The organism is Pseudomonas syringae group sp. 243L2 (genome assembly GCF_032587875.1).
Classification (GTDB): Bacteria; Pseudomonadota; Gammaproteobacteria; order Pseudomonadales; family Pseudomonadaceae; genus Aquipseudomonas; species Aquipseudomonas amygdali.
The window spans coordinates 118,145-139,048 of record NZ_JAWHPL010000032.1 but is presented as its reverse complement, the minus strand read 5'-3'; the positions used below and the strand labels follow the sequence as shown (position 1 = coordinate 139,048).

Sequence of the window (20,904 nt, the reverse complement as noted above, 5' to 3'; positions counted from 1 at the left end):
GCGCGACCGCGGGCATGTGCCCGGCCAATTCGACTTTCTGGTGACACCATGACCACTCCTGAACAACCCACTGTTCAAGACGCCGCAGCCGACTCCAACGCAGACACTGAAAAGAAGGCTGTCATTGCGCCTTTCAGCTTTCCGTTCAAGCCTTCGGAGTTTGCCCAGGCCAAAAAGGAACCCGCATGGCATCAGAAAGCCAACAAGCATGGCCATCACAAAACCCCTGGCGTAGCCCCGGCGGGCACTCGCAGATCGATGGGCAAGCGCTGATCGCGTGAGTAATCCTGTTCAGGCTGCCTGCAAGGGTATGAACAGGTAGGAAACCGGCTCCCGATCCGTAACGTCGGCACCCTCCTGTTGCAGGGTGTCTAGAACCTGCTGTCCCGCCACATGAAATTCCCAGTGCGCGCCATTGGGTTGCATATCCTGCGCACGGTTTGCGACTTCCGCGATGGCGGTCGCAAATGCGTTCATGTCCGGCAGATACGCGACGAAGCCGTTGCCCTTGAGGGCGGTGGTGCGTATGCCCAGTTTCTGACAGATCAACTGTTTGGTCTCTATCTCATCCCGATCGGCCTGACGGGATTGTTCGATCAAGTCCATCAATTGCGTATCAACCAGCCTGTCGCCAACGATCAGGTCGGGGCCCTGCTCCCAGGACTCTGGCGGGCAGCCCTTGGTTTCGGGGCGCAAGGGAATGTGCGGATTGATCTCCATCGGATAGATCCGGCACACCAGCGGCCTGCGCTCGTAAATGCGACACAGGTTTTTCTCGTCAAGATTCCGGCAACGCCCAACGTTGTAGGCCGCGAAGGTGATCGCCACAAAGGCTGTGGTGCTGCCGCTGTTCACCTGCGTCGAGCGACGGCTGGCATGGGTCAGTTGGGTCTCGGACACACCATAGCCATTGCTTAGAAACGCTTCGGTCAAGACAATCACGTTGCCGCCGTCTGCCGCCCATTGCGCGGCTTCGCCGAGCGTGAGAGGCACGTGGTGGTCGGTGCAGCAACCGCCGCAACCCACACAGGAAAACTTGGTGTCCATTGTCTCGATGACCCTTTCAGAGCTGCGCGCCGAGCGACAACAATTGGTCACTCTCCCGGCTGATGCAGCTCAGGAAGCAAGTTGTGCGCCAGTCGCTGGTTGAGTCAACGGGCCCGTCAGGCTTCGGGGATATCGAAACGTTTCAGGTAGGACATCCCTGATTTCTCGTAAAGACGCCGTGCCTTGAGGTTGTTTTCCATGACGTGAAGATCGACCGCTGCTTCGCCACACTTACTCAAATGGGCGAACAGGTGGTTGAGCAGAGCGAAACCGATCCCGCTATGTCGCACATCAGGATGCACGACCAGGTCTTTGATGAATGCGCTGGTCCAGCAGACGATCACGCCCACCACTGTTTCGTCGAGCATGGCCAGAAAGCACCGCGACGTGTCGAATTCAGGGTCTTGTTCGAAGGCAGCTCGCCAGTGCGGATAATCCGGCACACTGCCTGTCGCGCTGGCATGACCCAATGTCAGCAGGCGGTGAACCTCTGGGGCTTGCTCAAGGGTGAAAGGTCGCGGCAGGACGCGCGGTGGCCAGACCGCGGATGGTACTGGCAAGGCGAGAGTCCGACGCATCAGCCAGTAGTGTCCGGCAGATGCATCGGTCAGGTTCGGACGTTGCGTCGGTGCGCGCTCCGGGATCAGAGCCCTTGGGCGACCACCGTACGTGCGGCCTCGATCAGGCATTTGGTCAGCTCGGGTGACGAGAACTTGGTCAGCACAGCGTTGGCCCCGGCGATCTGCGACTTCTCGCTGTTCATCGCGCTGTCGAGCGAGGTGTGCAAGAGGATATACAGATCGCTGAAGTCGGGCGTGTCGCGAAGAGTACGGGTGAGCGCGTAGCCATCCATCTCCGACATCTCGATGTCGGAAACCACCACGTTGATCTGCCGATCAGTACCTTGAAGATCCAGCAGAACGTCGATGGCTTCCTTGGCACTGCGCGCCGTGTGGCATTCGATGCCCAGATTGCGCAAGGTGATGATCGACTGCTGCAGGGCAACCTGGCTGTCATCGACGACCAGAATTCGCGCCTTGCTGAGCATTTCGGCATCCTCTTTGGCCAGCTCCGTCGACTGCACGACGATTTGCGCCGGAGCAATACCGTGAATCACTTTTTCGATATCCAGAACCTGTACCAGCACGCCATCGACCTGAGTGACCCCGGTGATGAACGATTTGCTGCTCGACCCATAGGGTGGAGGACGGATATCGGTGGTCAGGCAGTGCACAATCTTGCTCACGGCCTGAACGTGCAGGCCCTGTTTGGAGCGGCTGACGTCGGTAACGATCAGGCAGCCACCGTCGGGATCGGCCAGAGGGCGCTCACCGATTGCACGACTCAGGTCAATGACCGACAGTGATGAGCCGCGCAACGTGGCGATACCTTTGACGTGCGGGTGCGATTCGGGAAGATGGGTCAGGGGAGGGCAGGGAATGATCTCACTGACCTTGAGCAGGTTGATCGCCATCAGCTTGCCGCTGCGCAACGTGAAGAGGAGCAGCGAAAGTGAATCTGCTCGGACGTTCTTGGACATATGAACCTTCTGGCTGTAGGTGTTTCGTCGCCTGGAAGCGGCAAACAACTTTCTATGACAGGTTATCGACCTGCGACGAGCAGGCTTGAGGATTTTTAACGGACGGCTGGCCGCGCCGCTCGCTGGTCCTTGAAAGTTGTTTCAACACGTAACGGCAGCCGGCATAAGCTGCCAGTGCAAGCGTGAATAGTGGCAGTCTGGCTCCGGTCCAGTCAAACCGGGCGAGATGCGGCACACTGTCGCTCTGCGCATTCCGACAGTCAGCGTCGCAGGTTCGTACGCGACTGTGCTTTGACATCAGCATGCCCTGCGGCAAAATACCGCAGCTATATATAGAAGAGGTGGTGCGACATAGTGACGCACCCTCTATATATAGAAGCGTTTTTCATCCAGCCCTTGGCGAAGACCGCCTGGTTGATCGCACAGGCACTGCTCAGACCATCCAGCGGGCAAATGTGCCCGTATAGCTGGCGAGCGCTTGAGTTGCAGAATCAGACAGATGATCATCGCACACGCTTCGGTACGGTCGGGCCGTGCACTCCTGTTTCAGGCTTCGCCCTTACATTGCAGGGCGTTGACCAACCACCTCATCAGTTCAGTAAGGTATGTGAATGAGCGACAACACGTTGTACCTGAGACGCGAAAAGCGCTTTCTGGTTTTGCTGGGGATTATCTGCCTGGCTCTGATCGGCGGTGCCCTGTACATGCAGATCGTGCTGGGCGAGGCGCCTTGCCCGCTATGCATCCTGCAGCGCTACGCACTGCTGTTCATCGCCATTTTTGCGTTCATCGGCGCTGCCATGTCCGGACGTCGCGGCGTTACGGTGTGTGAAACGCTGGTCACCCTCAGCGCATTGGGCGGAATTGCCGCGGCCGGTCGGCATGTATGGATACTTGCCCATCCGTCCGACAGTTGCGGTATCGACGTCCTGCAACCGATCGTTGATGGCCTGCCATTGGCTACACTGTTCCCAACAGGGTTTCAGGTCAGCGGTTTCTGTACGACGCCGTATCCGCCGGTCCTCGGATTATCACTCGCGCAATGGGCGCTGGCAGCGTTTGTTCTGACTGCAGTTCTGGTACCGGCGTGCATCATTCGTAACCGCCGCAAACCTTACTAAATACAGGGGCTTTCGAGAAAAAAGCCCCGTGATTACGGGGCTTTTTTTGGGTGAAATGACGTGTTTGGAGGGTGATTGTTACGAATTGAGAGAATAACTGTTACAAAATTAGGCATAGTCATTAAAAATTTACGTATCTACAATCCCCACCACTTGTCGTCCAGCCTGGCTGAACGATCAGCATTTTGAGGCTTGGAGCGTCCCCTGTGCACTCTGAACAGGCAGCGCAACGCTTGCCTCTGAGGGCGTATGATGGCCGCGTCGAAAGCGTCTGCCCGATATTTTGGGCAGTTCCAGCAACTCAAAAAACAAGAATCCATAGCTAAACCCGGACTTGTCGATATGCCGCTGTGCGTACTGGCAGGCCCTTGTTCAATTCAAAAAAATTAGCCGGCACTGGCAGGGCGAAGTGTTGGCGGTCGAAACCCAACTGCACCGCGCAAGCTGCTTTTAGAGGTCGTGAAATGAGTAAAAAAAGGTACCCCAGGTTTTTTGGCTTCTTGGCCCTTTTCTGTATGCTTTTGCTCAGTGGATGCGATGGCGTACCTCTGCTCGATCCAAAAGGGCAGGTGGGTATCGAGCAGCGGAACCTGATCGTAATCGCTACGTTGCTGATGCTGATTGTCGTGATCCCGGTCATTCTGATGACCCTGATCTTCGCATGGAAGTATCGCGCTTCGAACAAGGCCGCCAAGTACACGCCGGACTGGTCCCACTCCACCAAGATCGAAATCGCAGTCTGGGGCGTACCCATGCTGCTGCTGGTCTTCCTGGGGTACATCACTTACGTCTCTACTCACTCGCTGGACCCTTACCGTCCGCTTGAGTCGGACGTGAAGCCGATCACCATTCAGGCGATCTCGGTCGACTGGAAGTGGGTATTCGTCTATCCGGACTACGGCATCGCCACGGTCAACAAGATCGTGTTCCCGGCCAAGACCCCGATCAATTTCCAGGTTACCTCGGACAGCGTGATGAACTCCTTCTTCATCCCTGGTCTGGGTGGTCAGATCTACGCAATGGCGGGCATGCACACCAAGCTGCACCTGATTGCCAACGAAAATCACGAATTCAACGGTATTTCGGCCAACTACAGTGGCGCGGGCTTTACCGGTATGAAGTTCAAGGCTATCGCCACCAGCCAGGCTGATTTCGACAGCTGGGTCAGCGAAGTCAAGAGCTCACCTAAAAAGCTTGGCACGGCCGAATACGCCGAGTTGATCAAGCCGAGCGAACGCAACCCTGTCGAACTCTTTTCCTCGGTCACCCCGAACCTGTTCCAGATCGTCATCGACAAGTATGAAGGTATGAATCCAGGCAAGAAGGTTGTTGCTGGTGAGAAGGAAGTGGCCGGTGACGCTGGTGCGGAAAAAGGCAAAAATTCAGCTGCTGGGGCAGAGGAGTAAACGATGTTTGGCAAATTAAGTCTGGAAGCGGTGCCGTTCCACGAGCCGATAGTCATGGTGACACTTGCCATGATTGCGCTCGGCGGCATTGCGGTTGTCGGGTTGATCACCTATTTCCGCAAGTGGACGTACTTGTGGTCTGAATGGCTGACCTCTGTCGACCACAAGAAAATCGGCGTGATGTACATCGTCGTTGCCATGGTCATGCTGCTGCGCGGTTTTGCCGACGCCATCATGATGCGTACCCAACTGGCGATGGCCCAGAACGGTTCCGAAGGGTTCCTTCCGCCTGAGCACTATGACCAGATCTTCACCGCTCACGGTGTGATCATGATCATCTTCATGGCGATGCCGTTCTTCACGGGTCTGATGAACATCGTTCTGCCTCTGCAGATCGGCGCTCGCGACGTGGCGTTCCCGTTCCTGAACTCCCTGAGCTTCTGGCTGCTGGTCGCAGGTATGCTGCTGATCAACATCTCCCTGGGTGTCGGTGAATTCGCCAAGACCGGCTGGGTAGCGTATCCACCTCTTTCCGGGTTGCAATACAGTCCTGGCGTAGGGGTTGACTACTACATCTGGGCGCTACAGTTATCCGGGTTAGGTACGACGCTAACGGGGGTCAACTTCCTCGTGACCGTTCTGAAGATGCGTACCCCTGGCATGAAACTGATGGACATGCCGATCTTCACCTGGACCTGCACCTGGGCAAACATCCTGATCGTGGCTTCGTTCCCGATCCTGACCGCTACCCTGGCGTTCCTGACCCTTGACCGCTACCTGGACTTCCACATTTTCACGAACGAAATGGGCGGCAACCCCATGATGTACGTGAACCTGTTCTGGGCGTGGGGTCACCCTGAGGTGTACATCCTGATCCTGCCGGCTTTCGGCGTGTTCTCGGAAGTCATCTCCACGTTCTCCGGCAAGCGTCTGTTCGGCCACAAATCGATGATCTTCGCCTCCGGTGCGATCTGTATCCTGGGCTTCATGGTCTGGCTGCACCACTTCTTCACGATGGGTGCGGGTGCCAACGTCAACGCCTTCTTCGGCCTGGCGACGATGCTTATCGCGATCCCGACGGGTGTGAAGCTATTCAACTGGCTGTTCACCATGTATCAAGGGCGTCTGCGCTTTACCGCGCCAGTACTCTGGACCCTGGGCTTCATGGTCACCTTCTCGATCGGCGGTATGACCGGCGTTCTGTTGGCGATTCCAGGTGCTGACTTCGTACTGCACAACAGCCTGTTCGTAATCGCTCACTTCCACAACGTCATCATCGGCGGTGCGGTATTCGGTTACATCGCCGGCTTCGCGTTCTGGTTCCCTAAAGCGTTCGGCTTCACCCTGAACGAGAAGTGGGGCAAGGCAGCGTTCTGGTTCTGGATCGTCGGCTTCTTCGTCGCGTTCATGCCGCTTTACGCGCTGGGCTTCCTGGGCATGACCCGTCGTCTGAACGCTACCGACATGCCAGAGTGGAACATCTACCTGGACGTCGCGCTGTTCGGTGCCGTGCTGATCGCCATGGGTATCGCTTCGCAGCTGATCCAGCTGTTCGTGAGTATCCGTGACCGCGACAACAACCGCGATCTGACCGGTGACCCATGGAATGGCCATACCCTGGAATGGTCCACTTCTTCGCCACCGCCGTTCTACAACTTTGCCGAACTGCCAATAGCTGACGACATCGACGCGTTCACCGACGCCAAACGTGCTGGTACCGCTTATAAGGTCCCTGCTCGCTACTCGGCGATTCACATGCCTAACAACACGGCGACCGGCCTGTACATGGGTATGTTGCTGACGGTCTTTGGCTTCGCATTCATCTGGCACATCTGGTGGCTGGTAGGCGCAAGCCTGGTGGCGACCATTGCAGTCTTCGTTGCTCACGCTGTCCGTGATGACCAGGGCTATATGGTGCCGGCTGAAGATGTAGCGCGTATTGAAGGTGAGCATCACAAGGTCCTGGCGGCCAACGGTGCATACACTCCTGTCAAGTCCTCGCTGGAACAGGTTTAAACAATGTCAAATATTGCAATCAACTCCGGAGCCCACGATCACGGTCACGACCATGATCATGGGCATGACGATCACCACGACAGCGGTGGCATGACGGTCTACGGCTTCTGGCTGTACCTGATGACTGACTGCGTGTTGTTCGCCTCGTTCTTCGCGGTGTACGCCGTGATGGTCAACAGTGTCGCGGGTGGCCCGTCGGGCCAGGACATCTTCCTGCTGCCATTCGTGGCTGTGGAAACCGCGTTCCTGCTGGTCAGTAGTATCACCTACGGCTTCGCCATGCTGGCGTTGTACAAGGGCAAGAAAAGCCAGGTTCTTGGCTGGCTGGCCCTGACCTTCCTGTGTGGTGCTGCGTTTATCGGTATGGAAATCTATGAATTCCATCACCTGATCCACGAAGGCTACGGTCCGAGCCGCAGCGGCTTCCTGTCAGCGTTCTTCGCCCTGGTAGGCCTGCACGGCGCACACGTGACCAGCGGTCTGATCTGGATGGCGATCATGATGTTCCAGGTCCAGAAAAAGGGCCTGACCAACACCAACAAGACTCGCCTGAGCTGCCTCAGCCTGTTCTGGCACTTCCTGGACGTTGTCTGGATCGGCGTGTTCACCGTTGTCTATCTGATGGGAGCTTTGTAATGTCAAATTCGCATCACTCCGCTGAAGACAATAGTCACGGCTCAGTGAAGTCGTACATCATCGGTTTCGTACTGTCGATCATCCTGACCGCCATTCCGTTTGCCCTGGTGATGTCGCCGTCGCTGCCGAAGGACATGACGATTGCAATCGTTCTGGTCTTCGCGATCATCCAGATCCTGGTGCACCTGCATTACTTCCTGCACCTGGATTTCACGAGCGTGCAGCGCAACAACGTGATGGCCTTCGCCTTTACCACGATGGTTATCGTCCTGCTGGTTGGCCTGTCGCTGTGGATCATTTTTAGCGTCCACCGCGAAATGATGGCGCATTGAGGAATACCAGATGTCACTGAAGCACTTTATCCAAATCACCAAGCCGGGGATCATTTTCGGTAACGTGCTTTCGGTGGCAGGTGGCTTTTTTCTGGCTTCCAAGGGAAATATCGACTTCGGCGTCTTCCTCGCTGCAGTAATCGGTACTTCCCTGGTCGTTGCGTCTGGTTGCGTGTTCAATAACTGCATCGATCGAGATATCGATCAGCGTATGGAAAGGACCCGTAACCGGGTCCTGGTGCAGGGCCTGGTTTCATTGAAACTGGCGCTGCTCTACGCAACCATACTCGGCGTTGCGGGCGTTGCCCTGCTGTACACCGAGGCCAACCCGTTGGCTGCCTTGTTTGCGGTCATCGGGTTTGTGATCTATGTCGGCCTTTACAGCCTGTACCTGAAACGCAGATCGGTTCACGGCACGCTTGTGGGCAGTCTCTCGGGGGCCATGCCTCCAGTGATCGGCTACTGCGCAGTGACCAACAGCTTCGACTTTGCGGCCCTGACGCTACTGGTGATGTTCAGCCTGTGGCAGATGCCGCATTCGTATGCGATCGCCATCTTCCGTTTCAATGACTATCGTGCGGCGAAAATTCCGGTACTGCCGGTCAAGCGCGGCATTCTGGTCACCAAGCGCCACATCATGCTCTACATTCTGGCGTTCCTCGTGGCGACCCTGATGTTGACCGTAGGTGGTTATGCGGGCCTCAACTACCTGGCTGTTGCAGCAGGCATGGGGATGTACTGGTTGTACATGGCCTGGAAGGGTTACAAAGCCGTTGACGATACTGTCTGGGCTCGCAAGCTGTTCGTGTTTTCTATCTTCACCATCACTGCCTTGAGCGTGATGATGTCGGTGGACTTTCAGGTGACAAAAGAGTTGTTGGTGACCTACGCCTTCTGATTTTCACCTGATGCACAACCTGAAAACCCCGTTCTGCGAAGAGCGGGGTTTTTTTTGGATGCGATCTACACTTGATGAATGACAGCAAACGGCAGCAGATTCCTGGTGGCTGGATACACCTGTTTACACGGCGTTTGTGACCTGCTGTAGAAAATCAGGATCGCTTGCCGCATGATGTGCCGTTTTCAAGCGACCTGTTATAGATATCCGGTTTCCGAGCCCGTCAGGGCCGATAATGATTATGGCTATTACCCCATGATGCCCTCAGAAAGTCAGAGCCTCACGCATCAACCCTTGGTTTCGATCGTCGCCCCTTGCTATAACGCCGAGCGCTTCCTTGAAGCTGCCCTTCAGAGCATCTTTGCTCAAGACTACGGTAATTTTGAAGTCATCATCGTTGACGATGGTTCGACCGACAACAGCATCGCGATGCTTGAGTCATTGCAGGCGCGTTACCCGTTCCAGCTCTATCGCCAAGCCAATCAGGGGGTCAGTGCCGCTCTCAATCATGGCCTGCGATATGCGAAAGGCGTCTATCTGTCCACACCGGACCTCGATGACATCATGCTCCCGTTTTCGCTGCGTATCCGTGCGCAGTATCTCGACGAGCACCCCGAAGTCGGCTGCGTAGGCGCACTGATCAGCTACATGGACTGCGACGGCAACACGATCAAATGCCAATCGCGCGACTATATCGAACGGCTGACATTCGACGACGTGTTGCGCGGTGCGGTCGTTGTCGGGGCGCCGGTAGCCCTGTATCGGATGCAGGCCATGCGCGACGCGAACGGCTACGATCCGGAGATAAAGGTTCAGGATTTCCAGGCCACGCTGAGAATTGCCCGCCTGGGCTATGAAATGCATGTGATCCCCGAAGTCGTGACACGCTATCGACGTCATCCCAACAACCTTTCACGCAAGTACAAGGTGCTGCTTGAGGCTGATCTCAAAAGTATCGAGCCCTATCGTGAGCATCCCGAATATCAGAGTGGCCGCACTCAAGTCGTCAACAAGGCATTGAAATACGCTGCGGTCGCGGATAAGCGATACGCCTGGAGTCTTTTGCGTACCATCCCCTGGAAATATTTCAATGGAACGACTTGGCGACGCTGCAAGCGTTTGCTGCTGAGCTATCGGTAAGCATCATCGTCGTTGGTCAACTCACTGAGCATACAGAGCGCCCATGTTTGGGCCTGGGTCAGAAATGCCTTGTCGGTTTGCATTTATTTCGAGCCTCAGGGCCTGAATGATCTGGCAGAATAAGGCATTGGCCTGACTCGTCCAGGCAGTCGCTAAAATGATAGAGGGCGTTATGAGTCAAGAAAGCATCAACTGGGACACTCTGGGTTTCGATTACATCAAGACTGACAAGCGCTACCTTTCTCATTGGCGCGACGGCGCCTGGGATCAGGGGTCGCTGACCGAGGACAACACGCTGCATATCAGCGAGGGTTCGACCGCGCTGCATTATGGTCAGCAGTGCTTCGAAGGTCTCAAGGCCTATCGCTGCAAGGATGGCTCGATCAATCTTTTCCGTCCCGATCAGAACGCGCAGCGCATGCAGCGCAGTTGTTCTCGTCTGTTGATGCCTCATGTACCGACTGATGTGTTCATCGAGGCCTGCAAACAGGTCGTCAAGGCCAACGAACGTTTCATCCCGCCATACGGTTCAGGCGGCGCGTTGTATCTGCGCCCGTTCGTGATTGGTGTGGGTGACAACATCGGCGTGCGTACGGCCCCGGAGTTCATCTTTTCGATCTTCTGCATCCCGGTGGGCGCCTATTTCAAGGGCGGCCTGAAGCCAAACAATTTCGTGATTTCCGGGTATGACCGCGCTGCGCCCAATGGCACCGGGGCTGCCAAGGTTGGTGGCAACTATGCCGCCAGCCTGATGCCCGGCTCTGAAGCCAAGAAACACAGTTTCGCCGATTGCATCTATCTCGACCCGCAGACCCATTCCAAGATCGAGGAAGTGGGTTCGGCAAACTTCTTTGCCATCACCAATGATGATGTGTTCCTGACGCCGAAATCACCGTCGGTGCTGCCGGGCATCACCCGCCTGTCGTTGATCGAACTGGCAAAATCCCGTCTTGGCCTGACGGTCGAGGAGGGCGATGTATTCATCGACCAGCTCGACACCTTCAAGGAAGCGGGCGCTTGCGGTACGGCTGCGGTGATCACCCCGATTGGCGGGATTTCCTACAAGGACAAGCTGCATGTTTTCTACAGCCAGACCGAAGTCGGTCCGGTCACTCAGCGTCTGTACAAGGAATTGACCGGCGTGCAATCCGGTGACATCGAGGCGCCAGCCGGCTGGATCGTCAAAGCCTGATAGCTTGACCTGTATCGTTCCAGCGCCATGCGCTGGAACGGTCACTGGACGCATGCTCAAGGTGCAGCGGCTTTCCATTCCTGGATCAGGTCTTTCGCTGGGCCCAGCACAATCGCCAGATGCCGCAAGTCATCGACCTCCAGGCCATAGCTCTTGCCCGATGGGCTTGGCGTAACCGTTCCCAGTGCATATACCGTGAAGAACTTCACGTCATCCGCGTGGCTTAATAGCTCACTGATATAGCGGCTTGAACGGTAGGCCTGCATTTGCGCGGGCGATACGTAAAGCGTTACCAGTTTGCCGTCGATACGGTCAAAAAACCTGAACTTGAACCCCAGCCCGTAACGTTGCTCAATCAACCCTCCACCGAATAGCACACGGTCGTTGTCACCCGTTTGCGCGTACTTGATATGGCGGAAATACCCGCGTAGCGACACTTCGCCCTGACCGGGAATTCTCAGTTTCAACAGCTTGAAATCGTCCAGTGACAACTCGGCCTTGGCCTGTCGATAGCTGTCTACCAGGCGCTCCAGGTTGTTGGTGCGGGTTTCGCTGTAGCGGGCGGCCTTGGGTGACGCCGGTTCGGTCAAAGGCTGGCTGACGACGGGCTGCAGATTGCCTGCACCGGCTTTTTCTTCCCCGGACTTCTCTTTGGCGGGTGCTTTGAGCGTCGGGTCGAATATGTCGATGTAGTCATCCAGCTTGCGCTTGGCCTGGCGCAGACGCGTCTGAGCATCTGTTTCTTCGACATGAACATCCGGCTTTTCTTCGGCGCTCTCGTCCACCCATTCACACCCCGGATGGTGATCGTAGTGCGGGTTGGCACGGAAGTGCGCAGCAACGAAGGTCGGGTTGTCCTGTGGTTTCACGTCATAGCGAACCCCGGTCACCTTTGCCCCCATTGCCCTGCAAGCCTCATTTGAGCAGAGAAACTCGAAGCGTTTGCGTGGCGGCTCCTGAGAGAAGTATTCGCGTCGGGCAGCCGCGATTGACAGCTCTTGCTGCAACTCGACACAGAATGCGCGTGTGATAGGTTTGCCGGGCTTCATGCGTGTAGTCCTTGTTCGTCCAGAACACCACGCTATTTCAGGCGCAAAGGGCTTGCAACAGAATATGTACGAAGACGCGGATATAGGCCCGGCCAGGTCCGGAATTTGCGCACTCTGCGCGCTGTTGCAGCGCACAGAGTGTGTCTCGCATCAGGACAGACGGAAGCGCCCGACGATATTGTTCAGGTCCAGAGCCAGCGTCGACAATTCACGGCTCGCGCTGCTGGTCTGCTGTGCACCTGATGAAGATTGCGCAGACAGGTCACGAATGTTCACCAGATTGCGGTCCACTTCCCGCGCAACGTGTGCCTGTTGTTGTGCGGCGCTGGCGATAACCAGATTGAGGTCGTTGATTTCACTGACCGCTGTACTGATGACGCTCAGAGAATCATTGGCACCCTCGGCGATACTGAGCGTGTCGCTGGCCAGTTCAGTGTTGCCGCGCATGGAACTCACCGCCCGGTCAGTGCCGTTCTGAATATTGCTGACCAGGCGCTCGATTTCGCTGGTTGATTGCTGAGTGCGGTGCGCCAAGGCACGCACTTCATCCGCCACCACGGCAAATCCGCGTCCGGCTTCACCCGCTCGCGCTGCCTCAATAGCAGCGTTGAGGGCCAGCAGGTTGGTTTGCTCGGCGAGACCACGGATCACATCCAGAACCTTGCCGATGTCGCGCGACTGATCAGCCAGCTCGCCAATCAGCACGGCTGTTTTCTGTACGTCGGTGCTCATGGTATTGATTGCGCTGACGGTCTTCTTAACCAGGCCCAGACCTGCTTGTGCTGCGCTGGTCGCGTTGCTTGAAGAGCGTGCGGTGTGTTCGGCATTACGCGCCACTTCTTCTACCGCACTGGTCATTTCATTGACGGCAGTCGCGGCCTGGTCAATCTCGTTGTTCTGTCGCTGGATGCCCTGAACCCCGTCTTCAGTGATGGCGGTCATCTCTTCAGCAGCGGCAGCCAGCTGGGTCGCTGAGTTTGAAATCTGTTGCAGGGTGTCCCGCAGTTGAGTCTGCATGGCAACCACGGCAGCGGCGACGCTGGTGTTGTCATTGGTATTGACCTTGATAGTACTGCTCAGATCGCCTCTGGCGATGGTGCGGGTAATGGTGGCCACCGTATCCGGTTCGCCACCTATGGCTGCCAGAATGCTGCGTATGGTCAGTAGTGTCACCACGACACCCAGCACCGCAATCAAAAGTGTGGCGGTGATGGACAGGTTGTTGGTCCGGGTAGCACTTGCTTCCTGAGCCTCAAAGCGCTCGCCTGCCTTTTGTTTGCCTTGTTCGCGCAGGGTTTGCAGGGTTTTGAAGACCTGCTCGGCGAAGGGTTTGACCTCGGTGCGATTGATGTTGGTGGCGGCGGCGATATCACCCGTCTGGATAACGCTCGTCTGGTGCCGCATACCATCACGTAACTTAGTGTAGTCGCGCTGCAACTGCTGGGTCAGCGTGACATCCAGCGTTTCAGCGGTGTCCTTGCCGAGCAGAACGGTCAGCTCATCAAGCTTGGCAAAAGCGGCCTCGTTCTCGTTTTTCCAGCCCGCAGTCTGCTCCGGATTGCCGATGGCGATCATGCGCAGGATATTGATGTCCACACGGGTCAGTGCACCGTCGATATTGTTCACGGCCTCGGTGGCCAGAAAATCCCGGTTGTACAGAGCGTCGACATTCTCAGTGGATGTCTTGAGTGTATGGATCATGAAAAACGACAACGCGATAAACGCAACGATGATGGCGAAGGTAGAGGCCATCAATCGTTGTTTTATAGTGAAACCGCCATGAGGCGCTTGAGTTTGAGACATGGGAGTTCCCCTGTAGGGTTTGTTCGCCTGCTGAATCAGGACCTTGCGAATGCATCGCTGGCCATCAACTATCGGCGTCCCGAACTCAAGCTTTAGGGATGGTGGCTAAATGATACTTTTTACAGTTGCGTAGGCACTGCCAGCCATTCCCCGAGCGCCTGCTGATACTCGCCAGTGGCCTTGCTCAAGTGCAGCCATTGGTCAACGTAGCTTTTCCAGGTCACATCATCGCGGGGCAACAGGTAAGCCTTTTCGCCGTATTGCATGTACGCGGTCGGGTTGACCGCACACAAGCCAGGCATACGTTTCTGCTGATAAAGCGCTTCGGAGGCATCGGTGATCATCACGTCAGCCTTCTTGTCCAGCAGTTCCTGGAAGATGGTCTTGTTGTCGTGAAATGCCAGAGACGCCTTCGGCAGATGAGCGCGCGCGAAGGCTTCATTGGTGCCGCCAGCAGGTTCTATCAAGCGCACCGAGGGCTGATTGATCTGCTCGACCGTCTCGTACATGGCCTTGTCTTCACAGCGCACCAGGGGAATCTTGCCATCGACATCAAGCGTATTGCTGAAGAAGGCTTTCTTCTGGCGTTCCAGGCTGACCGAGATGCCGCCCATGCCTATGTCGCATTTGCCGGCAACCATGTCCGGCATCAGGTTTTTCCAGGTGGTAGGCACCCACCGCACGTTAACTCCCAGGCTCTTGGCCAGCGAGCGTGCCATGGTGATATCGATGCCTTCATATTCACCGTCTTCGCGCAGCAGGGTATAGGGCTTGTAATCGCCAGTCGTGCAGACTGCCAACTGGCCGGCTTGCAGAACCTTGTCCAGATGCGAGGTGGATTCCTGAGCCTGAGCCATGCCTGTCATGCCCAGCAGCAGGGCGGTGAATGCGCTGTATTTAAGGTTCATCATGAGTCTGAGTGCTCTCAGCCGTGCAGTCGGTTTTGTTGGAGTCGACAGATTGCTTCATTTGTCAGGCCGGTGTGAAGCTGTAATGAAAACATGCGTTCAGATGTACGGGCATAAATCAGGGGTTGAACATTTCGTAAAAAAGCGTAATGTTGTGCCCCATGATTCTTGAGCAAATCAAAGCGGTCGGCAATGACACTCGCATGTTGATCATGGAGTGGCTGAAAAACCCGCAAGCCCATTTCCCTCCACAGGACCACGGTGATCCGGCGATAGGCGTGTGCGTCTCGCACATTCAGGCCAAGGCCAGTCTGTCGGCTTCCACCGCGTCTGCGCACTTGGCGATTCTGCAACGCGCCGGGCTGGTTCAGGCGACAAGGATCGGCAAATGGACTTATTTTCGCCGCGACGAGCTAGCCATCGACCGGTTTGCCGATCGGCTCAAGAAAGAACTATGACCCTTTAGCGTTACTCACACATTTCGTCATTTTGCGTAATGTTGAATTGATAGGAGATTGACCATGAGCAATACAACCATCTACGTGCAGGCTGGCGGCGGCTACGATCAGGTCAGCGTTGGCGAAAGCGAAGTGCTGGCACCGAAAGCCGGTGAGATTACTGTGCGTCTGCACGCAAATTCGCTCAACTATCACGACTTCGCAGTCGTCACCGGCATGTGGGCACCGATTGAAAAACGCATTCCCATGGCCGATGGCGCAGGCGTGGTAACCGCAGTAGGCGAGGGCGTCAGCGAGTTCGCTGTCGGCGACTCTGTCGTCAGCACGTTCTTCCCTGAGTGGATCAGCGGCGAGCCGCTGGTTGAGGGTTTCGTCACTGTGCCGGGCGACGGCATCGACGGTTATGCCCGCGAGCAAGTGACTGCCCGTGCCACCTCATTCACCCACGCGCCACTGGGTTATACCCATGCCGAAGCGTCCACCCTGACCACCGCTGGCTTGACCGCGTGGCGCGCGCTGATGGTCGATGATGCGTTGAAAGCCGGTGATACCGTTCTGGTGCAGGGCACTGGCGGTGTATCGATTTTCGCGTTGCAGTTCGCCAAGATGGTGGGTGCGACCGTTATCGCGACGTCGTCGAGTGATGAAAAGCTGGAGCGTCTGAAAGCCATGGGCGCCGACCACCTGATCAACTACCGCAAGGACAGCAACTGGGGCGAGACGGCCCGCAAGCTGACTGGCGGCCGTGGTGTTGATCACATCATCGACGTGGGCGGCCCCTCGACATTGCAGCACTCCATGACAGCCGCACGGGTCGCTGGGCATATCTCGGTCATCGGCATTCTGAGCGGTGTCGCCGGTCAGCTGGAATTCGTCCCGGCACTGGTCAAGCAACTGCGCATGCAGGGTGTTTTGGTGGGTAGCCGCACCCAGCAGCAGGACATGATCCGCGCCATTGATGCCAATGGCATGCGTCCGGTCATGGATCGCTCCTTCCCGATGACCGACATTGTCGAGGCGTTCCGTTACCAGGAAACCAATCAGCATTTCGGCAAGATCTGCCTGGATATCTGAGTGGCGCCCCTGCGCCCATAGCTGAGCGCAAGTCAATGTCGCTGGTCTGCCAACTTTCGTAATGGCAGGCCAGTCGAGACGTTTTGCATAACTTTCCCCGGTCATCTTTTTGCATCAAGTGCGTTGGTCTGTGGTCACACCCTCTGTGACATCAAGGACGTTGCGTGGCATGCCGCTTCACGCTGCCCGTCGCGACGTTCAATCCGATTACCAGATCAGGGACGCATTGAAATCATGAAACCTCATCTTTGGCTAGGCCTGCTTGGCGTTTTCTCCCTCAGTGTCCAGGCTGCATCGCTGGACGTTCCCATCAATCTGGTCAGCGCTGACGGCGCGCCCAAACCTATTGGCAACGTGACGGTGAGCGAAACACAGTACGGCTTGCTGTTTACCCCGAATCTGAAAGACTTGCCTGCGGGCATTCACGGTTTTCACGTACATGAAAACGGCAGCTGCGAAGCCGGTACGAAGGACGGCAAGAAGGTCGCTGCGCTGGCCGCAGGCGGCCACTTTGACCCGGCCAAGACCGGCAAGCATCTGGGGCCTTACGCCGATGGCCATCTAGGCGATCTGCCTGCGTTGTACGTTAACGCCGACGGCACTGCAAACTATCCGGTACTGGCACCACGGTTGAAGAAAATCTCCGAAATCAAAGGCCATGCGCTGATGGTTCATGCGGGCGGCGACAACCATTCCGACCACCCTGCACCCTTGGGCGGTGGCGGTGATCGTGCAGCCTGTGGCGTGATCTGATACGCCGTGCCTGTGTCCGGTTCGGGTGCAGGCACCCCTTGGATATTTTCGCGACCGATCAGCATCACCAGCGTTATAACTGGCCGTGAGTGCGTTCCTGAGAGTCAGGCGCGCCATAGGGGGCGCAAGTGGTTATCTATCATCCAGTGAGGTTGTCCGGGCTGAATACAGACGCCGCCAACCCAGCGCGCTTGATGGCAGTAGTTGGGCCAATAGGCTTTTGCGGCCAATACTTGCTGTCCCAGCGGGGTTAGCCTGAGCGAGCGGCGAGGCCATTCAAGTTGGGGGTCTGATTCGATCAGTAGCGCGGTCGGAGAATCAATCAAGGGGCGTATCATCGCGTGAAACATCATGTCGCCCAGAAACGGTAAAGGCTCGCGCTTGTCCGTCAGCTCAGTAAACACCTGGCCGAAGGTCATTGACCCGGCTTCGCTGATGCACTGCAACGACAGGCGCTCGGTGAGTGACAGGCCGTCTTCGACGCCTGGTAATTCCTGTAGCTGACGTAACAGGGCCGGGGCAAGGCAGGGCAATGATGGTTGCGCGGTGTGGGCCAGTTCGGCGAGGGCAACCGGTGAGGCGTTGCAGTAAGCCGCCCATGTCTGGCGGGCCATATGCAGCATTTCTTTGGTCACCGCCTTGCGCTGCGGCCACAGCCAGGCAAGCAGGTCGGGCGCCAGTTGGCCAATGCCGATGAAGCGCTGGACGCCTGGAATCTGGCTCACCTGAATAATTTCAAGCCTGGCAGGCAGCTGCTCAAGGGTTGACAGCGTCCTGATCAGGAAAAGCTGATCGTAGGCATCTGCCTCGCACCACAGCACGCAGTGATCGGCACTGCTCATTTGCTGGAGGTCGGTGTATTCATCATCAAACCGGCGTGCGACATCCGTAAGGCTCAGCCCGAATGCCTGGCTGATGTACTGACTGCGCGCTGCCTGATATGCCTTTTCAGGCACAGCCTGAACCGGCCCCATGCACAAAGGGTCTGTCAGCATCTTGAACGAGCCTTTGAAGCCCGCGAGCTTGAGCGTATGGGCAATGTCGCTGCCGCATCGCCAATGCACGGTTTGCGCTTCGTCGCTTGCTTCGAAGTCCGGATTCCGGGCTGCGAAGTCGACTGCATCGACATGGGCCTTTAGCCTGGGCCAGCTGCTGAAGCCCAATTGCCTCGCGATCAGCCATTGGGCATCAGATAAGGTCGGCGCCGTTTTGTCGAGCAGGATGAGCTGATCAGGTGCAGTGCCGTCTTTCATCCGCAGCAGAAGCTCTTTGGCACGCTTACGCTGCTGTTCGAGGTTGATACGGCCGTGATGGGACGAGGACGTTTTATTACCGGGCATACGATCTCCTTGCAAAAACCTTGTCCGCTTGAAGGTCGGGAGTCGTAGTGACGGAATATCGAATCAGAATCCTGGGCGCAGCCCTTTCCGCGGTAGGTGGCGTAGATGGCGCCACGCCGGAATATAGGTAATCGGATGGGGGATTGCAACTCGGTCAGGTCGTACTGATCACGTGTGTTTCAGGGCACATTGATCATTCGAGCCCTTTAAGGCATTGCCTCATTTCAAAGCGGGGATTCTCGCATCATTGCTCATGGTGTAAGTTTGAAATCTTACTGATCAAGTGGTCAGAATTTTTGCGTGCTTTACCTGCCAAGGAATGCCCTGAACAATGAACCTGTCACTCAAGCAACTGGCCGCAACCGCGTTGATAATGGCCAGCCTTTCGTCCTTCACCAGCGTGGCGAATGCCAACGTCACTGCACAACAGAGCACGATCATTCTCAAGACTTTCGATGAGAAATCGGTCACGGATTTCAGGCAGTTTCTGAAAAGTCTGTCCAGCACTGATGGTGTAAAAGCTGCTGATTTTGGCCCGGCCATCAACGCCTTTCTCGACAACAAAACACTTTCCGACGCGCAACAGAACGACATTAATCGCCTGCTCGGTCTGTATACCCGGTTGAAGTATGGCAATGCGGCAACCGACACATTGCGTGAGCTGGTCGCCATTCCAACCGCCCGTGTTGACGGCGTTGCCCAGCATGAAAACCCGGAGTTCATCAAGATCGCCAACGCGATCAAAGGCCTTGCCGAACGCTTCGATCTGAAATTTCGCAACGTCGATAACCGCGTTTATGAAGTCTCGCTCGATGGGGTGGGCAATGAAGTCGTGGGCATTCACGTCCATGCGGATGTTGTACCGGTCACGCCGGAAAACTGGGTGTTGCCGGACGGCACGCGGCTCGATCCGTTCAAGGTTACATTGATTGGTGATCGCCTGTATGGGCGTGGCACCGAAGACGATAAGAATGGCATTGTCGTGGCGCTCTATGCCATGAAGGTCATCAAGGAAGAAAAGCTGCCGCTGGCCAGAAACTTCAAGTTGCTGATCGATACAACTGAAGAGACCACGGGTGACGCAATCCCCTACTATTTTGAACGCAACCCAACGCCTGGTTACAACCTGGCGCTGGATGGCAGCTACCCGGTTGTCATCGCGGAAAAAGGTTATGGGACGGTCATGGCCAGTTTCGCGCGACGCAACGCTGACGGCGAGGGTGCTGAAATCGTTTCGATGACCGGAGGTGCGGCCACCAACCAGATTCCATCGAAATCGGTCGCTACTCTGTTAACCGACAAGCCTGCGCAACTGGCTGCCAGCCTGCAACAGGCCGGTGCGGATTACGTGAAAAACAATGGCGGCAATTTCGCGGTCGATGCCAGCGTCGACGGCAATGACGTCAAGCTGACAGTGACGGGTGTTTCCGCGCACTCATCGGCGCCCCAGTCTGGAGTCAACCCGGTTGCGAGGATGCTTGACTTCATCAACAGCCTTCAAGGCAAGGTCGCGCTCAAACATAACCAGATTACTGACGCTGCTCGCTATGCAGCCGACAACTGGGGCCTTGATTATCTGGGCAACAAGTTGGGCGTTGGTTTCTCCGACGAGTTCATGGGGCCGCTGACCGCTTCTCTTACCTATGTCGCGATGGATGAAACAGCGTTCAAACTTGCGGTCAACTTGCGCGTGCCCAAGGGCAGGTCTCCGGAAGAGCTCAAATCCGAAATCTCCGAAAAACTTGCAGCGTGGAGCGTGAAAACCGGCATCAAGCCTGCGTTCGACTATTCCATTGCCAAGCCGATGTACCGCAATCCAGAGGGCGAATGGGTCAGGGCGCTGCTTGCGGTTGCCAGCGAAAATCTGGGTATGGAACACGCGTTCGGCACCTCGGCTGGCGCGACGTCGGTACATGAACTGCCCAATGGCGTGCAGTTCGGTCTGGCGAGGCCCGAAGTCAAATATACCGGCCACACGGACAACGAGTTCAAGACGACCGGACAGTTTCTGCTGGACCTGCAGATCGTTACCGAAATGATGGCGCGCATCGGTCAGTTACCGAAACTCTGATTTAACGTCCGGGCCTGTCAGGGCAGGTCCGGTTTCGATGAGTGATTGTTTGATCGCGCGTTATTACGCGACTGGCCTAGTGATTGGTAGTGGCACAGCGACGTTGTCTTCCCACCCAGT

The 20,904-nt window shown here is 56.4% G+C and carries 20 protein-coding genes; 13 read left to right on the top strand and 7 right to left on the bottom strand.

Features of this window, described 5'->3' with window-relative positions; genetic code table 11:
- Positions 1-48 precede the first annotated feature (48 nt).
- Positions 49-273 carry a hypothetical protein gene (locus tag RYB66_RS22375; protein ID WP_004656067.1) on the top strand — a complete coding sequence of 75 codons (225 nt, stop codon included), beginning with the start codon at positions 49-51 and terminating at the stop codon, positions 271-273.
- An 18-nt stretch (positions 274-291) separates the two neighbouring features.
- Here RYB66_RS22375 and RYB66_RS22370 read toward each other — a convergent pair whose 3' ends face one another.
- The 3 genes from RYB66_RS22370 to RYB66_RS22360 form a co-directional block, all read right to left on the bottom strand.
- The gene (locus tag RYB66_RS22370; RefSeq protein ID WP_005745844.1) at positions 292-1,047 is read right to left on the bottom strand and encodes a YkgJ family cysteine cluster protein; all 756 of its coding nucleotides are present in this window, start codon (positions 1,045-1,047) and stop codon (positions 292-294) included.
- Positions 1,048-1,163: 116 nt separating this feature from the next.
- Positions 1,164-1,625, bottom strand: coding sequence for a GNAT family N-acetyltransferase (locus RYB66_RS22365; RefSeq protein WP_005778175.1), 462 nt, complete (start codon positions 1,623-1,625; stop codon positions 1,164-1,166).
- 65 nt (positions 1,626-1,690) lie between these two features.
- Complete coding sequence (locus RYB66_RS22360) at positions 1,691-2,587, bottom strand: chemotaxis protein (RefSeq protein WP_004656074.1); 897 nt, start codon at positions 2,585-2,587, stop codon at positions 1,691-1,693.
- A gap of 611 nt (positions 2,588-3,198) precedes the next feature.
- Between RYB66_RS22360 and RYB66_RS22355 the strand changes: the two genes are divergently transcribed.
- The 8 genes from RYB66_RS22355 (at position 3,199) to RYB66_RS22320 (ending at position 11,328) form a co-directional block, all read left to right on the top strand.
- Positions 3,199-3,708 (top strand): disulfide bond formation protein B, encoded by a 510-nt coding sequence (locus tag RYB66_RS22355; RefSeq protein WP_004666118.1) that lies wholly within the window; start codon positions 3,199-3,201, stop codon positions 3,706-3,708.
- A gap of 464 nt (positions 3,709-4,172) precedes the next feature.
- Positions 4,173-5,114: a ubiquinol oxidase subunit II gene (gene cyoA / locus RYB66_RS22350; RefSeq protein ID WP_004656081.1), complete on the top strand. Its 942-nt coding sequence runs from the start codon at positions 4,173-4,175 to the stop codon at positions 5,112-5,114.
- A 3-nt stretch (positions 5,115-5,117) separates the two neighbouring features.
- A complete protein-coding gene (gene cyoB / locus RYB66_RS22345) occupies positions 5,118-7,130 on the top strand; it encodes a cytochrome o ubiquinol oxidase subunit I (RefSeq protein WP_316895466.1) in 2,013 nt (670 codons plus the stop codon).
- Positions 7,131-7,133: 3 nt separating this feature from the next.
- On the top strand, positions 7,134-7,766 hold the full coding sequence (locus RYB66_RS22340) for a cytochrome o ubiquinol oxidase subunit III (RefSeq protein WP_002552344.1): 633 nt from the start codon (positions 7,134-7,136) through the stop codon (positions 7,764-7,766).
- A complete protein-coding gene (gene cyoD, locus RYB66_RS22335) occupies positions 7,766-8,098 on the top strand; it encodes a cytochrome o ubiquinol oxidase subunit IV (RefSeq protein ID WP_002552345.1) in 333 nt (110 codons plus the stop codon). Before RYB66_RS22340 ends, cyoD begins: the two co-directional genes overlap by 1 nt.
- Before the next feature lie 10 nt (positions 8,099-8,108).
- A complete protein-coding gene (gene cyoE, locus RYB66_RS22330; RefSeq protein WP_002552346.1) occupies positions 8,109-8,996 on the top strand; it encodes a heme o synthase in 888 nt (295 codons plus the stop codon).
- Between the two features lie 255 nt (positions 8,997-9,251).
- Complete coding sequence (locus RYB66_RS22325; RefSeq protein WP_316895464.1) at positions 9,252-10,136, top strand: glycosyltransferase family 2 protein; 885 nt, start codon at positions 9,252-9,254, stop codon at positions 10,134-10,136.
- A gap of 172 nt (positions 10,137-10,308) precedes the next feature.
- Positions 10,309-11,328 (top strand): branched-chain amino acid aminotransferase, encoded by a 1,020-nt coding sequence (locus RYB66_RS22320; RefSeq protein ID WP_002552349.1) that lies wholly within the window; start codon positions 10,309-10,311, stop codon positions 11,326-11,328.
- Positions 11,329-11,384: 56 nt separating this feature from the next.
- Here the strand turns inward: RYB66_RS22320 and RYB66_RS22315 are convergent, their stop codons facing one another.
- The 3 genes from RYB66_RS22315 to RYB66_RS22305 all read right to left on the bottom strand — a co-directional run bounded on the left by RYB66_RS22315 (position 11,385) and on the right by RYB66_RS22305 (position 15,091).
- Positions 11,385-12,377, bottom strand: a complete 993-nt coding sequence (locus RYB66_RS22315) for a hypothetical protein (RefSeq protein WP_005745851.1) — start codon at positions 12,375-12,377, stop codon at positions 11,385-11,387.
- Positions 12,378-12,527: 150 nt separating this feature from the next.
- On the bottom strand, positions 12,528-14,180 hold the full coding sequence (locus tag RYB66_RS22310; RefSeq protein ID WP_080164742.1) for a methyl-accepting chemotaxis protein: 1,653 nt from the start codon (positions 14,178-14,180) through the stop codon (positions 12,528-12,530).
- Between the two features lie 119 nt (positions 14,181-14,299).
- On the bottom strand, positions 14,300-15,091 hold the full coding sequence (locus tag RYB66_RS22305) for a transporter substrate-binding domain-containing protein (RefSeq protein WP_002552352.1): 792 nt from the start codon (positions 15,089-15,091) through the stop codon (positions 14,300-14,302).
- 146 nt (positions 15,092-15,237) lie between these two features.
- Between RYB66_RS22305 and RYB66_RS22300 the strand changes: the two genes are divergently transcribed.
- The 3 genes from RYB66_RS22300 to sodC all read left to right on the top strand — a co-directional run bounded on the left by RYB66_RS22300 (position 15,238) and on the right by sodC (position 17,373).
- Positions 15,238-15,546, top strand: coding sequence for an ArsR/SmtB family transcription factor (locus RYB66_RS22300; RefSeq protein WP_016980457.1), 309 nt, complete (start codon positions 15,238-15,240; stop codon positions 15,544-15,546).
- Between the two features lie 63 nt (positions 15,547-15,609).
- Positions 15,610-16,620: a zinc-dependent alcohol dehydrogenase family protein gene (locus RYB66_RS22295; protein WP_005745854.1), complete on the top strand. Its 1,011-nt coding sequence runs from the start codon at positions 15,610-15,612 to the stop codon at positions 16,618-16,620.
- A gap of 234 nt (positions 16,621-16,854) precedes the next feature.
- On the top strand, positions 16,855-17,373 hold the full coding sequence (gene sodC / locus RYB66_RS22290; protein ID WP_005745855.1) for a superoxide dismutase family protein: 519 nt from the start codon (positions 16,855-16,857) through the stop codon (positions 17,371-17,373).
- Between the two features lie 104 nt (positions 17,374-17,477).
- Here sodC and RYB66_RS22285 read toward each other — a convergent pair whose 3' ends face one another.
- Complete coding sequence (locus RYB66_RS22285) at positions 17,478-18,713, bottom strand: DUF1835 domain-containing protein (RefSeq protein WP_316895462.1); 1,236 nt, start codon at positions 18,711-18,713, stop codon at positions 17,478-17,480.
- Positions 18,714-19,044: 331 nt separating this feature from the next.
- On the opposite strand from RYB66_RS22285, the gene RYB66_RS22280 reads away from it, so the two are divergent.
- A complete protein-coding gene (locus RYB66_RS22280; RefSeq protein WP_316895460.1) occupies positions 19,045-20,784 on the top strand; it encodes a dipeptidase in 1,740 nt (579 codons plus the stop codon).
- Positions 20,785-20,904 lie beyond the last annotated feature (120 nt).

Excerpts from the sequence above, each read along its gene's own strand:
- RYB66_RS22375 (WP_004656067.1), top strand. The coding sequence starts at position 49 with ATGACCACTCCTGAACAACCCACTGTTCAAGACGCCGCAGCCGACTCC.
- RYB66_RS22370 (WP_005745844.1), bottom strand. The coding sequence starts at position 1,047 with ATGGACACCAAGTTTTCCTGTGTGGGTTGCGGCGGTTGCTGCACCGAC.
- RYB66_RS22365 (WP_005778175.1), bottom strand. The coding sequence starts at position 1,625 with ATGCGTCGGACTCTCGCCTTGCCAGTACCATCCGCGGTCTGGCCACCG.
- RYB66_RS22360 (WP_004656074.1), bottom strand. The coding sequence starts at position 2,587 with ATGTCCAAGAACGTCCGAGCAGATTCACTTTCGCTGCTCCTCTTCACG.
- RYB66_RS22355 (WP_004666118.1), top strand. The coding sequence starts at position 3,199 with ATGAGCGACAACACGTTGTACCTGAGACGCGAAAAGCGCTTTCTGGTT.
- cyoA (WP_004656081.1), top strand. The coding sequence starts at position 4,173 with ATGAGTAAAAAAAGGTACCCCAGGTTTTTTGGCTTCTTGGCCCTTTTC.
- cyoB (WP_316895466.1), top strand. The coding sequence starts at position 5,118 with ATGTTTGGCAAATTAAGTCTGGAAGCGGTGCCGTTCCACGAGCCGATA.
- RYB66_RS22340 (WP_002552344.1), top strand. The coding sequence starts at position 7,134 with ATGTCAAATATTGCAATCAACTCCGGAGCCCACGATCACGGTCACGAC.
- cyoD (WP_002552345.1), top strand. The coding sequence starts at position 7,766 with ATGTCAAATTCGCATCACTCCGCTGAAGACAATAGTCACGGCTCAGTG.
- cyoE (WP_002552346.1), top strand. The coding sequence starts at position 8,109 with ATGTCACTGAAGCACTTTATCCAAATCACCAAGCCGGGGATCATTTTC.
- RYB66_RS22325 (WP_316895464.1), top strand. The coding sequence starts at position 9,252 with ATGATGCCCTCAGAAAGTCAGAGCCTCACGCATCAACCCTTGGTTTCG.
- RYB66_RS22320 (WP_002552349.1), top strand. The coding sequence starts at position 10,309 with ATGAGTCAAGAAAGCATCAACTGGGACACTCTGGGTTTCGATTACATC.
- RYB66_RS22315 (WP_005745851.1), bottom strand. The coding sequence starts at position 12,377 with ATGAAGCCCGGCAAACCTATCACACGCGCATTCTGTGTCGAGTTGCAG.
- RYB66_RS22310 (WP_080164742.1), bottom strand. The coding sequence starts at position 14,180 with ATGTCTCAAACTCAAGCGCCTCATGGCGGTTTCACTATAAAACAACGA.
- RYB66_RS22305 (WP_002552352.1), bottom strand. The coding sequence starts at position 15,091 with ATGATGAACCTTAAATACAGCGCATTCACCGCCCTGCTGCTGGGCATG.
- RYB66_RS22300 (WP_016980457.1), top strand. The coding sequence starts at position 15,238 with ATGTTGTGCCCCATGATTCTTGAGCAAATCAAAGCGGTCGGCAATGAC.
- RYB66_RS22295 (WP_005745854.1), top strand. The coding sequence starts at position 15,610 with ATGAGCAATACAACCATCTACGTGCAGGCTGGCGGCGGCTACGATCAG.
- sodC (WP_005745855.1), top strand. The coding sequence starts at position 16,855 with ATGAAACCTCATCTTTGGCTAGGCCTGCTTGGCGTTTTCTCCCTCAGT.
- RYB66_RS22285 (WP_316895462.1), bottom strand. The coding sequence starts at position 18,713 with ATGCCCGGTAATAAAACGTCCTCGTCCCATCACGGCCGTATCAACCTC.
- RYB66_RS22280 (WP_316895460.1), top strand. The coding sequence starts at position 19,045 with ATGAACCTGTCACTCAAGCAACTGGCCGCAACCGCGTTGATAATGGCC.